Genomic DNA, 13,168 nt, shown 5'->3' with positions numbered 1-13,168 from the left:
GTTTTATGGAGTTAAGAAAGAAAAATGTACATTGCAGTCAGATTGGAAAGCGGATGATCCATCAGTTTTTTGTAGATGACGATTACAATGTACCCGATGCAAAAAATGATGTACTCCGTGTTGTACAGGGGGAGGGGCATGTCAAGGTCGAAGGGATAGAACGGATGGAAAATTATCTCAGAGTATCCGGAAAACTATATTTTCAGGTGTTGTATGTGACCGATGAGGTGGAACCAAAACTGTCAGCAGTGGAAGGAAGACTTCCGTTTGAAGAGATGGTCTACATCGAAGAAGGGGAAGCACAGGTTACATACAGTGTAGGGGATTACCGAGTGGAGTTTGTGCCGACGCTGATCCATTCCCGGAAAATGAATTTGAAAGCGATGGTAGAGCTTCAGATTTGCCGGGAAGTGCTCCGGGAAGAGGAGACAACAACCGGAATTGAAGAGGAGGAGGAAATTTTCCAGAAAAAGCGGACTGCGAAAGTGCTGGAACTGCACACCGGGAAGAAAGATACTTACCGGATCAAGGAAGAGATTACATTGCCGGGCACAAAGGAGAATATTGGGACGATTCTTTGGACAGATATTGTAAACCGGAAGCTGGATTCGAAGCTGATTGACGATCAGCTTGTCGTCAAAGGAGAACTGCTTGTTTTTTGCTTATATCTGTCGGAGGAACAGAAAGAAGACTGGATAGAACAGACTGTTCCCTATGAGGGAACGGTGGAATGTTCTGGGGCAGAGGCACAGATGTATCATCATCTCTATGCAAATCTGGAGGATACTCTTGTGGACATCCGCATGGATGAAGATGGAGAAATGAGGGTACTGGGCGTTGAGGCAACACTGGATCTGAAGATCACGATCTATCAGGAAGAAGAATTGGAGATTCTTGAGGATGCATATTCTCTGAAAGAAAAATGTAATCTGGAAAAGAAGGAAGCAGCTTATGAGACATTGTTGCTTCAGAATCATTCAAAATGCAAGGTGACAGAGCAACTTGCGCTTCCGGAGTTAAAAGAAGAAATCCTTCAAATCTGTCATAGTAATGGAGACATTCAGGTAGAGCACACAGAAGTGACGGAAAACGGAATTCAAATGGAAGGAATCCTCCATGTCTCCTTTTTATATGTGAAAGCAAATGATGAGGTGCCATTTGCAACGTGGCAGGGCATGGTGCCGTTTTCCTATCTGTTAGAGGCAGAAGGAATGAATGAGAAGACACAGTATGATATTTCAAATAATATTGAACAGCTTTCTATTTCCATGGCGGGAAGTGGAGAGATTGAGGTGAAGGCAGTTCTGGCATTTTGCAGTTTTATCAGACAGCCGGTGCAGACAGAGGTCATTGACAACATTACGATGGAGCCATATCAGACAGAGGAGCTGGAGCGCCGTCCGGGAATCGTCGGTTATATCGTAAAAGAAGGAGAGGAACTGTGGACACTGGCAAAGCGGTACTGTACCACAATTGACGGGATCTGTGCAGTCAATGGGCTGACGGAAGATCAGGTGAAACCGGGGGATAAGATATTGATTTTTAAAGAAAACATGAGTATACTATAAGAATAATGTATACAAGATACACGATTTCTTCTATCGGATGTAGAGGTTCTGATAGAAGAAATCCGTGTGTTGTGGTCGAAAGGGGTAGGAAGATGAGATACTTAAAGTTAAAATCTCTGGCGAAAATTAACCTGGGACTAGATGTACTCGGAAGAAGAGAGAATGGTTATCACGATGTCAGGATGGTTATGCAGACCATCTATCTGTATGATGATGTGACACTGAGACGAACGGAGGAACCGGGCATACGGATTCAGACGAATTTGTTCTATCTTCCGGTCAATGAAAATAATATTGCGTACAAGGCGGCAAAGCTTCTGATCGATGAATTTGATATTCAGGACGGAGTGTCGATCACACTTGATAAGCATATACCGGTAGCGGCAGGTCTGGCAGGTGGAAGTTCCAATGCGGCGGCAGTTCTGTTTGGAATGAACAAGATGTTTGCCTTAGGACTCTCTGAGCAGGAATTGATGGACAGAGGGGTCAAGCTTGGAGCAGATGTACCGTACTGTCTGATGAGAGGGACAGTGCTGGCAGAGGGAATCGGGGAAGAATTGACAAGACTGCCGCAGATGCCGAACTGTTATGTGCTGATTGCGAAACCGCCGATCAGTGTATCCACGAAGATGGTGTATGAAAAATTAGATTCGGGGGAGATTACAGATCATCCGGATATTGATGGGATCCTGCAGGGACTTTCGGAGCAGAGCCTGGAAAAAGTGGCAGCTTCGATGGGCAATGTGCTGGAGAGAGTGACGATCGGGGAATATCCGGTGATCGAAGAGATTAAAAATGTGATGAAAGCGCACGGGGCTTTGAACGCGATGATGAGCGGAAGTGGGCCGACGGTATTTGGTCTGTTCCGAGACCGCAGAATGGCGCGCGAGGCACAGAAAGCAATCAGAGACAGAGAACTGGCAAAGCAGGTGTATATTACGAATATACACAATGCAAGGAGGAAATAAGAGCATGGAACCAAAATTTCAAGTAAGCATGGACGAGTATTTACCATTGAGAGATGTTGTATTCAATACACTGCGGCAGGCAATTCTGCGCGGAGAATTAAAGCCGGGAGAGCGCCTGATGGAGATACAGCTTGCCAATAAGCTGGGAGTCAGCCGCACTCCGATTCGGGAGGCGATCCGCAAGCTGGAGCTGGAGGGACTTGTGCTCATGATCCCAAGAAAAGGGGCGGAAGTGGCCGAGATCACAGAGAAAAGCTTAAAGGATGTGTTGGAAGTCAGACGTGCGTTAGAAGAGCTCGCCGTAGAGATTGCCTGTGAGAAGATGACTGCACAGCAGATTGAGGAGTTGAAAGCAGCCGCGAAGGAGTTTGAAGTGACATTAAAGAGCAAAGACGTGACAAAATATGCGGAAGCCGATGTGAAATTTCATGATGTGATCTATATGGCGACCGACAACCAGCGTCTGATCCAACTGTTGAATAATCTCCGGGAGCAGATGTACCGTTTCCGCGTGGAATATTTGAAAAAGGACGAATCCCATGTGAAATTGTTAGAAGAGCATGATCAGATTATAGAAAATATTGAAAAGCGCAACAAGGAAGAAGCTGCAAAGATTGTATGTCGCCATATTGAGAATCAGGTAGAATCTGTGCTGCATACGATCCGCTCGAAAAAAGAATAGGAATAATGAATAAAAACTGCTCATCGGTACATACTCCTTATATCAAAAAGGGAGGTACATAGTGATGAGTGGGAGAGAACAAGCAGCAGAAACAGAAAAGACAGTTGTGCCGGGGATCACAAAGAAAGCGAAGTACAGGATTTTCATACTTGCAGTATTGATCGCAGGGGTATTGACCGGGGTGGTGACAACCAGGATGCATGCGGCAGCAAAGGAGAAGTTGTCCAATCTTCAGGAGCATATGGCGGGAGAGGTTTTGCGGTTCCATGTGCTGGCAAATAGTGACAGCGAAAAAGATCAGGCATTGAAGATGAAGGTTAAGGAAGCGGTTCTTGCCTATATGGAATATAAAATGCCGCAGCATACCGATCTTGCACAGACAAGAGAGTGGGTTGGGGAGCATCTCGGAGAGCTGGGGGATATTGCTCAGGCAGTAATCTGTGGGGAGTCCTATGACTATCCGGTTCACCTAGAACTGACTACAAGTTATTTCCCGGAGAAAACTTATGGGGACGTCACATTTCCGGCAGGGGAATATGAAGCGCTTCGCATTGAGATTGGAGAGGCGAAAGGGCATAACTGGTGGTGTGTCCTATATCCAAATCTCTGTTTTATTGATGCAGTTCATGCAGTCGTCCCGGAAGATGGAAAGAAAGAACTTCAGGAAGTGTTGACGGAGGAAGAGTATGATCTGGTAACTTCTGATGCAAAAGTAAAAGTGAGATGGTTCTTTTTTCCGGAGAAAGATGACAAATAGAAAACAGCAAAAGAAGAGAGGGATTTTATGACCGATTGGTTAGTAAAACGATTTGTAAAAGACTATGAAGAGACAGGAAACAACGTAGTCCGGACAAGATATGGGATGCTGGCGAGTGTCGTCGGCATCTTTTGTAATGTGTTATTATTCTTGATAAAAATAAGTATCGGGTTTGTTCTGCGAAGTATTTCGGTTATGGCAGATGCATTTAACAACCTGTCAGATGCGGGATCTTCTATCATAAGCTTTGTAGGAGTTCGGATCGCAAGTAAGCCCGCAGATAAAGATCACCCGTTTGGGCATGGAAGAATCGAGTATATTTCTGCACTGGTAGTATCTTTCCTTGTCATTGAGGTCGGGTTTACTTTTTTGAAAGATGCGATTCAGAAAATCATGCATCCGCAGGAGATGCACTTTCAGTTGATTTCTGTTATAATATTATTGCTTTCTGTCGGAATCAAGCTGTGGCTTGGAATGTTCAATAAGAAATTAGGAAAACGAATCCATTCCCAGGTGATGCTGGCGACAGCGGCCGACTCGATCGGAGATGTGATCACAACTTCAGCGACGATTCTTTCATTGATTGTTTTTGGAGTGACGGGAATTAATATCGATGGATTTGTAGGACTGGGAGTGTCACTTGTCGTGATGTGGGCAGGAATCAGCATTGCAAAAGACACACTGGAGCCATTGATCGGAGAAGCGGTTTCCCCGGAAGTCTATGTACAGATCACAAAATTTGTAGAGCAGTATGATGGGATTGTAGGGAGCCATGATTTGATCGTACATAATTACGGACCTGGGAAAAGTATGGCATCCATCCATGCAGAGGTTCCTAACGACACAGACATTGAGACGTCACACGAGGTGATCGACCGGATTGAGCGGGATGCGCTCAAGCAGCTTGGCATTTTTCTTGTCATTCATATGGATCCCGTTGAGACGAAAGATGAGACAGTACTTGCAGCGAGAAAGATGGCAGAAGAAGTGCTTCAGTCGCTGGACGCAGATGCAAGTATCCATGATTTCCGAATGGTAGACGGCAAAGACCAGATCAATCTGATCTTTGACATGGTAGTGCCACATGAATATGATCAGGCAAAGCAGAGGGAGCTGCATGACTTATTTGTCAGATGCATCCGGGAGAGGGATTCTAGATACCAGTGTGTGATCACCGTGGAGACAAGTTTTATCAATGAGAAAGAAAAGTAAAAGAGGCGCAGAGAAATGAAATATCAATGGAAACAACGGATCAGATACAGCGAAGTCGATGGGGAAAGGAAACTGACCATTCCCAATCTTGTCAATTATTTTCAAGACTGCAGTACCTTCCAGTCAGAAGAACTTGGAGTCGGATGTGAATATATGGAGGAGCATCAGAAAGCATGGGTATTGTCTTTCTGGCAGATTGTGATCGAGCGTCGGCCAAAACTTGGTGAGGAAGTTACAGTAGAGACGTTCGCGACCGGATTTGACGGATTGTATGGGACAAGAAATTTTGTGATGACCGATGCAAAAGGGAGTAAAATCGCCTATGCCTATTCCATATGGGTATTCATGGATCTGAAAAAAGGGCGTCCGGTAAGACCACAGCCTCAGGAAATTGCAGGGTATGGAACAGAGGAACCGCTTCCGATGGAATATGCAGGAAGAAAGATCCCTCTGCCAAAAGAACGAAAGCAGGGTGAGCCATTTCCAGTGAGAAGACATCAGATCGATACGAATCACCATGTGAACAATAGCCAGTATGTGCAGATGGCATTGGATGTTTGGGAAGAGATGGGAACGCCGTCTAAGATCAGGGAACTGAGGGTTGAGTACAAAAAATCAGCAGTGTACGGAGATATGATTTATCCGTCTATGATAGAGGAACAAGACAACACAACGATCGTGCTTGGAGATGAAAAGGAAAGACCATATGCGATCGTGCAAGTAAGAGGAGAAAATTAGGATGCAGTTAGGGAAAAAACAAGTATTGACAGTAGTAAAAATCGTGGATTTTGGAGTGTATTTGGGAAGTGATGAAGAAAGAGTGCTCCTTCCGAAAAAGCAGGTGCCGGAGGATATTGAAGTGGGAGATCCGATTGAGGTCTTTCTGTATAAGGATTCCAGCGACCGTCTGATCGCCACGACCAATGAGCCGGAATTGAAAGTCGGAGAATTGGCAGTGCTCGAAGTTGCAGATGTAGGAAAATTCGGGGCATTTCTGTCGTGGGGACTGGAAAAGGATCTGTTCCTTCCATTTAAAGAACAGACAGCAAAAGTGGAAAAAGGAGATAAATGTCTTGTGACACTTTATATTGACAAAAGTCAGAGACTTTGTGCGACAATGAAAGTATACGGTCTTCTTCGCACGGATTCTCCATATAAGAAAGATGATATGGTACATGGGATTGTCTATGACACCAGTGATCGCTTTGGAGTCTTTGTTGCCGTAGATAATAAATATTCTGCGCTGATCCCAAGAAAAGAAGTTTTTAAAAATTTCTGTGTCGGAACAGAGGTGACTGGAAGAGTTACTGCGGTCAAAGAAGACGGAAAGCTGGATTTAAGCATCCGCGAGAAAATTCCGGCGCAGATGGATAAAGATGCAGAGTATGTGCTTGGTATCATGAAAAAATGCGATGGAAAGCTGCCGTTTAATGATAAAGCAGACGCAGAAAAGATTAAAAAGGAACTCGGCATGAGCAAAAATGCATTCAAAAGAGCAGTGGGAAGGCTGCTTAAGGAGAGGAAGATTGAGATCAAAGAAGATTCCATTGTGATGAAATAGGCAGAAGAAATGATTTGATATAGGTAAAATACTCCGAAATAAAAGGAACTGTTGTACTAAGAAAATAGTATTACAGTTCCTTTTTGAGTGTTTTCTTTTCTGTGCAAAGGAGATTTTTTGACCGTATTTAATCCGTAGTATTCCGGCGGATCAAAACAGGAGTAATCTGCTTATGAATCGGTTCGCTTAAAGGAACGGGCTGCCTTTTCTTCATCTCGTTCATTTGGAGGATCAGAAGTTCCATAGCTGTTTTGGAAATTTGATCGATCTGTTGTCCGATAGTGGAAATAGGGATGATTGACTCGTTTGCAATAGGGGAATTGTCAAATCCCATGATCTGATACTCTTGTGGTAATGTTCCATATTTTTGAAAAACTAGGTTTAGAAAAATATTTGCATAGGTATCATTGGCGAGAAAAACACCTTTTTTCTTTCCTGGATAAGCATTGTCAATTTTGACAAAGACTTTTTTGATTGCTTCGTAAGTTGTCTCATAAGTGGAACCAAAATCTTGCAGCATCAGTTCATAAGGAACATGGTGTTCGATGCAGGTATCTTCAAAACCACGGATACGATTGTAAGCGGGAACCTGCTTAGGAACCGGAACATTGACGTGAATGAGGATTTCACACTGATTCCGAATCAGGAGAGTGGCTGCCTGTACGGCTCCCATATAATTGTCAGTGTTGACGCTGCAGATATGTTCTGCTTCCCGCTCGATAGCAACGATCGGAATATGATAGGAGGCCAGTTTTTCTGAAGGAAACGTGTGGCTTAAGACAATCAATCCCTCAATCTTATATGCCATCAGCTCATCTAAATATTGTTGTTCCAGTTCTTTCTGGTCGCTGCTTACAAATACAAGAAATTTGTAATGGTAGTCTGTGTAGCTGGATAAAAGCTGATTCAACATCTCAGAATAATAGTGTAGATAAAGGTTCGGGATAATGATGCCGACAAATTCACTCTTTCCATTTGCGAGAACTTTTGCGAGTTTGTTTTCCTGATAATCAAGCTCGTCCAGTGCTTTTGCAATTTTTTCCTGATTTTCCAGAGTCAGGGAATCCGGGTCATTAAAATATCTGGAGATAGTTGTCTTGGAGAATCCGGTATATTTTGCAATGTCAGCAAAGGTGACTTTCTTTTTGCTCATAATAAAACGCCTCTTTCTATAAATTAACATTAGTATAGCAAGAACAACTGTAAAAAGCAATTTAAAAATAACTGGTAAAGTGACCGGTTATTTAGAGTGGGAGAAAAGAGAGTGATTTTTTGGAAAAAATGTTGACAGAGGAGTAATTTTATTGTAGTATCAAATCAAAAGTAACCGGTTACTTTACCGGTTGCGGAACCGGTTTATAAAAGAGGAAAAGAAAATGGAGGAACAAAGCATGAGGACGTTTGCGAGAAAGAAAACAGTTTCTGCAAAGCAGACAATGAGGCAGAAGCTGGCGTATGTCAGAAAGAACTGGCAGTTGTATGTGATTTTTTTAATGCCAGCTCTTCTTTTGACGATTATTTTTAAGTATATCCCAATGAGTGGAGTACTGATCGCATTTGAGGATTACAATGTCATCAAAGGAATTTTTGGAAGTGAGTGGGTAGGTCTGGAGTATTTTAAGAGATTCCTGTCTTCACCAGATTTTATGAATTATTTGCTGAACACATTGAAACTGAGTGCATATGGGCTTTTATGGGGATTCCCAGTACCGATTATTTTAGCACTGTTGCTAAATCGGATTCGAAAGGTTGGACTGCGGAAGAATATTCAATTATTGATTTATGCGCCAAATTTCATTTCAGTGATTGTTCTCTGTGGTATGGTTAGGATGTTTTTGTCACCGGTAGGTCCGATCAATCAGGTGCTTGGAATCAATACAAACTGGATGGCAATGCCGGAGGCATTTCGCACCATTTATATCGCCAGTGGAATCTGGCAGGGAGCTGGATGGGCTTCGATCATGTATACGGCAGCGCTTTCCAACGCAAGTAAGGATTTAGAAGAGGCGGCAATCGTAGATGGTGCAAATATTTTTCAGCAGATTCGTTATGTAGAACTTCCGGCCATCAAAAATATTATTGTCATTCAGTTTATTTTGCAGGCAGGAAATATTATGAGCATTGGATTTGAAAAGGCATACGCATTACAGACTTCGATGAATCTTCCGGCATCAGAAATTTTATCAACATATGTTTATCGAATTGGTCTGCTGAATGGCGATTACGGATATTCAACAGCGGTCGGTCTGTTCAACTCGGTTATCAATGTTATTTTATTGATTGCAGTAAATCTGATCGTGAAGAAGCTTAATGATGGAGAAGGATTATAGGAGGTGCAAAAATGAAGGCAACAGGAAGAAAAAGAAAACTGGGAATGTCAGATAGACTAATCTTGGGAGTTGGATATTTCGCGTTAGGTTTATTTGTACTTGCGATTATCATTCCGCTTGTATATGTTGTAGCAGCTTCTTTTATGGATCCAAATGTATTGAACAGTCAGGGAATCAGCTTTGATTTTAAGAAATGGACCTTAGATGCCTATCGGAGAGTACTGGAAAATGAGATGATCTGGAGAGGATTTTTCAATTCCTTTTTCTATTCCACAGCATTTACAGTCATTTCGGTGTTTATCACATTGTTAGCTGCGTATCCGATGTCAAAAAAAGATTTTGTCGGAAGAGGATTTTTTAATGTGATTTTCATCATTACCATGTTTTTTGGAGGAGGATTGATTCCGACTTTTATTTTGATCAATCAGTTACATCTGGTGAATACGGTTTGGGCGATTTTGATTCCGGGGGCATTTAATGTTTGGAATATGATTCTTGCAAGAACTTACTATCAATCAATACCGAAAGAGTTGCGGGAAGCATCTGCGCTGGATGGGGCAAGCGAGCTTCAGCATTTCTTTAAAATCATGATTCCAGTCTGCAAGCCGATCATCGCTGTTTTGGCATTGTGGTCTTTTGTGGGAATGTGGAATAGCTATTTTGATGCATTGATTTACTTAAATGATGCGGATCTGCAGCCATTGCAGCTTGTGCTTCGGTCTATTTTAGTGCAGAATACGCCGCAGCCGGGAATGATCGCGGATATCCAAAGTACGGCAGAGATGGCGAAAGTGGCAGAATTATTGAAATATGCCACAATCGTTGTATCAAGTTTACCATTATTGATCATGTACCCATTTTTCCAAAAATATTTTGATCAGGGTATTATGGTTGGTTCAGTGAAAGGTTAGGAGGCAGCAGCATGAGAAGAAAGAAGAATACCGTAATTGCAGCAGGATTATCTTTGGTGCTTGCATGTTCTGTTGTGGGATGCGGAGACGGAAAGAAGATGGAAGCAGAGATCAATCCGGATACACCAGTGGAAGAAGTAGCATTTCCATTAAAAGAAAAAGCGGAGCTGTCATTTATTACCAATGCGCCGGCAACCTCTACACAAGATCCAAATCAAAGAGAGATCTTCAAAAGACTGGAGAAACAGACGAACGTACATATTGACTGGACCTGTTTTGTGGCAGATCAGTTTGCGGATAAGAAAAATCTTGCATTGGCTCAATTTGGAAATCTTCCGGACGGGCTTTTCAATGCGGGGATGAATGATTATGATCTTTTACGCTATGCAAAACAAGGAATCATTATTCCTCTGGAGGAGTTGATTGACAAATACATGCCTAATTTGCAGGCGGTATTTGAACAGTATCCGGAATACAGAACAATGTGCACAGCTCCGGATGGACATATTTATTCCTTTCCGTGGATTGAACAGCTTGGAGAGGGAAAAGAAGCGATTCAGGCAATTGGCAACATTCCTTATATCAATAAAAAGTGGCTGGATTTTTTAGGACTAGAAGTACCAGATACGACAAAAGAACTAGAACAGGTACTGATCGCTTTTCGGGATAATGCAGATCTTTTGGAAAGCGAATTTGAAATAGAGGGAGAGGTTATCCCAATGTCTTTTATCATCAATAATGGAGATCAGGATCCAGGAATCTTAATCAATGGATTCGGAGAAGGCTATGGGGACACGGGGGATCATTTTGCGGTGACAGATGAAGGAAAAGTGATCTATACTACTGTGCAGGAAGGATATAAAGAAGGCGTTCAATGGCTGCATGGGCTGGTAGAGCAGGATTTGGTCGATCCGGAAGCTTTCACACAAGAGTGGTCTACTTATGTAGCGAAAGGAAAGAGCCATCGTTATGGGCTTTGCTTCACATGGGATATTTCTAATATTGATAATTATGAAGACTATGTTATGCTGCCAGCGCTCGCAGGCCCAGAAGGACTGGTAAACATTACAAGACAGAATAACAGTGAAACGAGCGGGTTTGACAGAGGGCGCTGTGTACTGACAACAAGTTGCCGGAATACTGCACTGGCGGCTGCTTGGATCGATCAGATGTATGCTCCGTTACAGTCTCCGCAGAATAACTGGGGAACCTATGGGGAAAAAGATTCCTTTAATATTTTTGAGATGAATGAGAATGCACAAGGCGAAAAAATGTTAAAGCATATGGACCTTGGAGAGCAGTCTCCGGTAGAAGTCCGAGAGGCACAGTCGGTCAATGGACCACTGGCAATATTAAATGAGTATTATGATACTTATGTGACACAGCCTACGGATGCAAAATGGCGTCTCGATAATATGCATGAAGTATACTTGGAGGACATGAACAGCAAGTATGTATACCCAAATGTATTTATGAGCATTGCAGATACGAATAAAGTATCTCAGTACGATACTGACATCAAGAAGTATGCAGAACAGAAAAAAGCAGACTGGATTTTAAATGGCGGAATTGAAGAAGAATGGGATAGTTATCTGAAAAAAATGGAGCAGTATGGACTATCCGATTATTTAAAAATCAAACAGAAATATTTTGATCAATACCAGGAATCCTTAAAGAATGAATAGAAAGACAGGTGAGCAAAGCGTGAGTGAAAAATTAGAAAAAGCGCGAGAATATGAAAAAAATAAACAGAAGGAGATTTCTTTCGAAGAAAAACCGGTGTTTCATATCACACCACCGATTGGCTGGATGAATGACCCAAATGGATTTTCATTTTATGATGGGAAAATTCATCTGTTTTATCAGTATCATCCTTATACACGAGAGTGGGGACCGATGCACTGGGGACACAGTGTCTCAGAGGATATGATTTCATGGGAAACTCTTCCTGTGGCGTTGGCTCCAGATGAAAATTATGATGCATTTGGATGTTTTTCAGGAAGCGCTCTGGAAGCAAATGGGAAACATGTGCTTCTCTACACTGGTGTGAGCAGACAAGTGCTGGAAGATGGAAGAGAAGAAGAGCGACAGAATCAATGCATTGCATATGGAGATGGAAATTCTTATGAGAAATCTTCCAAAAATCCGGTAGTGACTGGAGAGCTGATGCCGGAGAACTGTAGCCGGATTGATTTCCGTGATCCTAAAGTATGGAAAAAAGGGGATACCTATTACCTCATCGTAGGGAATAAAAATGCAGAACAAAAAGGACAGGTTGTTCTTTTTTCCAGTAAAAATTTAGAAGAGTGGAAATTTGAAACTGTACTGGCAGAAAACAGTGACGGCAAAGTGGGGACCATGTGGGAATGTCCGGATTTCTTCGCATTGGATGAAAAATATTTTCTAATCTGTTCGCCGCAGAATATGAAAGCGCAGAAATACGAATTTCATAATGGAAATAATTCTGTATATTTTGTGGGAGATTACAATGAAAACACACATACATTCCAAAAAGAGATGCCGAAAACATTGGATTATGGATTAGACTTTTATGCACCGCAGACGACAGAACTGCCGGATGGAAGAAGAATCCTGATTGCGTGGATGAAATCCTGGGATGCCTGCGTAATTCCGGAAGAACAAAAATGGCAGGGAATGATGACACTTCCAAGAGAATTACATTATGTAAATGGAAAGTTATATCAGAAACCGGTAGAAGAATTGAAAAACTACCGAAAAAATTCCTGTCGTTTGGAGAATCAGGAAGTATCTGGTACGGTGCAATTTGATGAAGTGAAAGGGCGGATTTTGGATTTGACAGTGGAAATCTGCGAAGGAGTCTTCGATGAATTTTGCATCGAACTGGCACACAATCAAGAATATACGACCAGTTATACTTATTATAGAAAAAAACAGATAATGGAAGTGAACCGAACATACTGCGGTGTGACAAGGGACATCGTATGTCAGCGTGCGTGGAAACTTCCAGAACAAAAAGAACCTTTAAAACTTCGTTTTATTATGGACAGACAGTCTATTGAATTATTTATTAACGATGGGGAGCAAGTGTCTACCACAGCAATCTGTACGCCGATGGAAGCAGAAGAGATTGTATTTTGTTGTGATGGAACAGTAAAAATCAACGTGGAAAAACATGAACTGATTTAAAGAGCAGGAGG

The 13,168-nt window shown here is 42.3% G+C and carries 12 protein-coding genes; 11 read left to right on the top strand and 1 reads right to left on the bottom strand.

Annotated features, from left to right (window positions below):
• Positions 1-5 precede the first annotated feature (5 nt).
• From ACESPO_RS06660 to ACESPO_RS06630, 7 genes are all read left to right on the top strand, one after another.
• Positions 6-1,568 carry a DUF3794 and LysM peptidoglycan-binding domain-containing protein gene (locus tag ACESPO_RS06660; RefSeq protein ID WP_009263368.1) on the top strand — a complete coding sequence of 521 codons (1,563 nt, stop codon included), beginning with the start codon at positions 6-8 and terminating at the stop codon, positions 1,566-1,568.
• 92 nt (positions 1,569-1,660) lie between these two features.
• On the top strand, positions 1,661-2,536 hold the full coding sequence (ispE, locus tag ACESPO_RS06655; protein WP_008977075.1) for a 4-(cytidine 5'-diphospho)-2-C-methyl-D-erythritol kinase: 876 nt from the start codon (positions 1,661-1,663) through the stop codon (positions 2,534-2,536).
• A gap of 4 nt (positions 2,537-2,540) precedes the next feature.
• Complete coding sequence (locus ACESPO_RS06650) at positions 2,541-3,218, top strand: GntR family transcriptional regulator (protein WP_008977074.1); 678 nt, start codon at positions 2,541-2,543, stop codon at positions 3,216-3,218.
• Between the two features lie 64 nt (positions 3,219-3,282).
• Positions 3,283-3,975, top strand: coding sequence for a stage II sporulation protein R (gene spoIIR / locus ACESPO_RS06645; RefSeq protein ID WP_008977073.1), 693 nt, complete (start codon positions 3,283-3,285; stop codon positions 3,973-3,975).
• A gap of 27 nt (positions 3,976-4,002) precedes the next feature.
• Positions 4,003-5,187 carry a cation diffusion facilitator family transporter gene (locus ACESPO_RS06640; protein ID WP_009263366.1) on the top strand — a complete coding sequence of 395 codons (1,185 nt, stop codon included), beginning with the start codon at positions 4,003-4,005 and terminating at the stop codon, positions 5,185-5,187.
• A gap of 15 nt (positions 5,188-5,202) precedes the next feature.
• Complete coding sequence (locus tag ACESPO_RS06635; RefSeq protein ID WP_016439532.1) at positions 5,203-5,925, top strand: acyl-[acyl-carrier-protein] thioesterase; 723 nt, start codon at positions 5,203-5,205, stop codon at positions 5,923-5,925.
• 1 nt (position 5,926) lies between these two features.
• Positions 5,927-6,748, top strand: a complete 822-nt coding sequence (locus ACESPO_RS06630) for a CvfB family protein (protein ID WP_336305063.1) — start codon at positions 5,927-5,929, stop codon at positions 6,746-6,748.
• Positions 6,749-6,875: 127 nt separating this feature from the next.
• On the opposite strand, the gene ACESPO_RS06625 is transcribed toward ACESPO_RS06630, so the two are convergent.
• Positions 6,876-7,901 (bottom strand): LacI family DNA-binding transcriptional regulator, encoded by a 1,026-nt coding sequence (locus ACESPO_RS06625; protein WP_336305064.1) that lies wholly within the window; start codon positions 7,899-7,901, stop codon positions 6,876-6,878.
• A gap of 238 nt (positions 7,902-8,139) precedes the next feature.
• Here ACESPO_RS06625 and ACESPO_RS06620 point away from each other — a divergent pair, with 238 nt between their 5' ends.
• Genes ACESPO_RS06620 through ACESPO_RS06605 form a run of 4 tightly spaced genes read left to right on the top strand, consistent with a single transcriptional unit; the run spans position 8,140 to position 13,157 of the window.
• Entirely contained in the window at positions 8,140-9,078 is a 939-nt protein-coding gene (locus ACESPO_RS06620; RefSeq protein ID WP_009263362.1) for an ABC transporter permease, read from the top strand.
• Positions 9,079-9,089: 11 nt separating this feature from the next.
• Positions 9,090-9,989: a carbohydrate ABC transporter permease gene (locus ACESPO_RS06615; RefSeq protein WP_117577947.1), complete on the top strand. Its 900-nt coding sequence runs from the start codon at positions 9,090-9,092 to the stop codon at positions 9,987-9,989.
• A gap of 11 nt (positions 9,990-10,000) precedes the next feature.
• Positions 10,001-11,674, top strand: a complete 1,674-nt coding sequence (locus ACESPO_RS06610) for a type 2 periplasmic-binding domain-containing protein (protein ID WP_336305065.1) — start codon at positions 10,001-10,003, stop codon at positions 11,672-11,674.
• A complete protein-coding gene (locus ACESPO_RS06605; RefSeq protein WP_336305066.1) occupies positions 11,667-13,157 on the top strand; it encodes a glycoside hydrolase family 32 protein in 1,491 nt (496 codons plus the stop codon). Before ACESPO_RS06610 ends, ACESPO_RS06605 begins: the two co-directional genes overlap by 8 nt.
• The last annotated feature ends 11 nt before the right edge of the window (positions 13,158-13,168 follow it).

Source organism: Coprococcus sp. HPP0074 (assembly GCF_964238105.1).
In the GTDB taxonomy this organism is placed as follows: domain Bacteria; phylum Bacillota; class Clostridia; order Lachnospirales; family Lachnospiraceae; genus Faecalimonas; species Faecalimonas umbilicata.
This window is presented reverse-complemented; position numbering and strand designations above follow the sequence as displayed.

What these genes read in the sequence shown, in the direction of transcription:
- ACESPO_RS06620 (WP_009263362.1), top strand. Translation starts at nt 8,140, where the DNA reads ATGAGGACGTTTGCGAGAAAGAAAACAGTTTCTGCAAAGCAGACAATG.
- ACESPO_RS06650 (WP_008977074.1), top strand. Translation starts at nt 2,541, where the DNA reads ATGGAACCAAAATTTCAAGTAAGCATGGACGAGTATTTACCATTGAGA.
- ACESPO_RS06635 (WP_016439532.1), top strand. Translation starts at nt 5,203, where the DNA reads ATGAAATATCAATGGAAACAACGGATCAGATACAGCGAAGTCGATGGG.
- ACESPO_RS06610 (WP_336305065.1), top strand. Translation starts at nt 10,001, where the DNA reads ATGAGAAGAAAGAAGAATACCGTAATTGCAGCAGGATTATCTTTGGTG.
- ACESPO_RS06625 (WP_336305064.1), bottom strand. Translation starts at nt 7,901, where the DNA reads ATGAGCAAAAAGAAAGTCACCTTTGCTGACATTGCAAAATATACCGGA.
- ACESPO_RS06605 (WP_336305066.1), top strand. Translation starts at nt 11,667, where the DNA reads ATGAATAGAAAGACAGGTGAGCAAAGCGTGAGTGAAAAATTAGAAAAA.
- ACESPO_RS06630 (WP_336305063.1), top strand. Translation starts at nt 5,927, where the DNA reads ATGCAGTTAGGGAAAAAACAAGTATTGACAGTAGTAAAAATCGTGGAT.
- spoIIR (WP_008977073.1), top strand. Translation starts at nt 3,283, where the DNA reads ATGAGTGGGAGAGAACAAGCAGCAGAAACAGAAAAGACAGTTGTGCCG.
- ispE (WP_008977075.1), top strand. Translation starts at nt 1,661, where the DNA reads ATGAGATACTTAAAGTTAAAATCTCTGGCGAAAATTAACCTGGGACTA.
- ACESPO_RS06660 (WP_009263368.1), top strand. Translation starts at nt 6, where the DNA reads ATGGAGTTAAGAAAGAAAAATGTACATTGCAGTCAGATTGGAAAGCGG.
- ACESPO_RS06615 (WP_117577947.1), top strand. Translation starts at nt 9,090, where the DNA reads ATGAAGGCAACAGGAAGAAAAAGAAAACTGGGAATGTCAGATAGACTA.
- ACESPO_RS06640 (WP_009263366.1), top strand. Translation starts at nt 4,003, where the DNA reads ATGACCGATTGGTTAGTAAAACGATTTGTAAAAGACTATGAAGAGACA.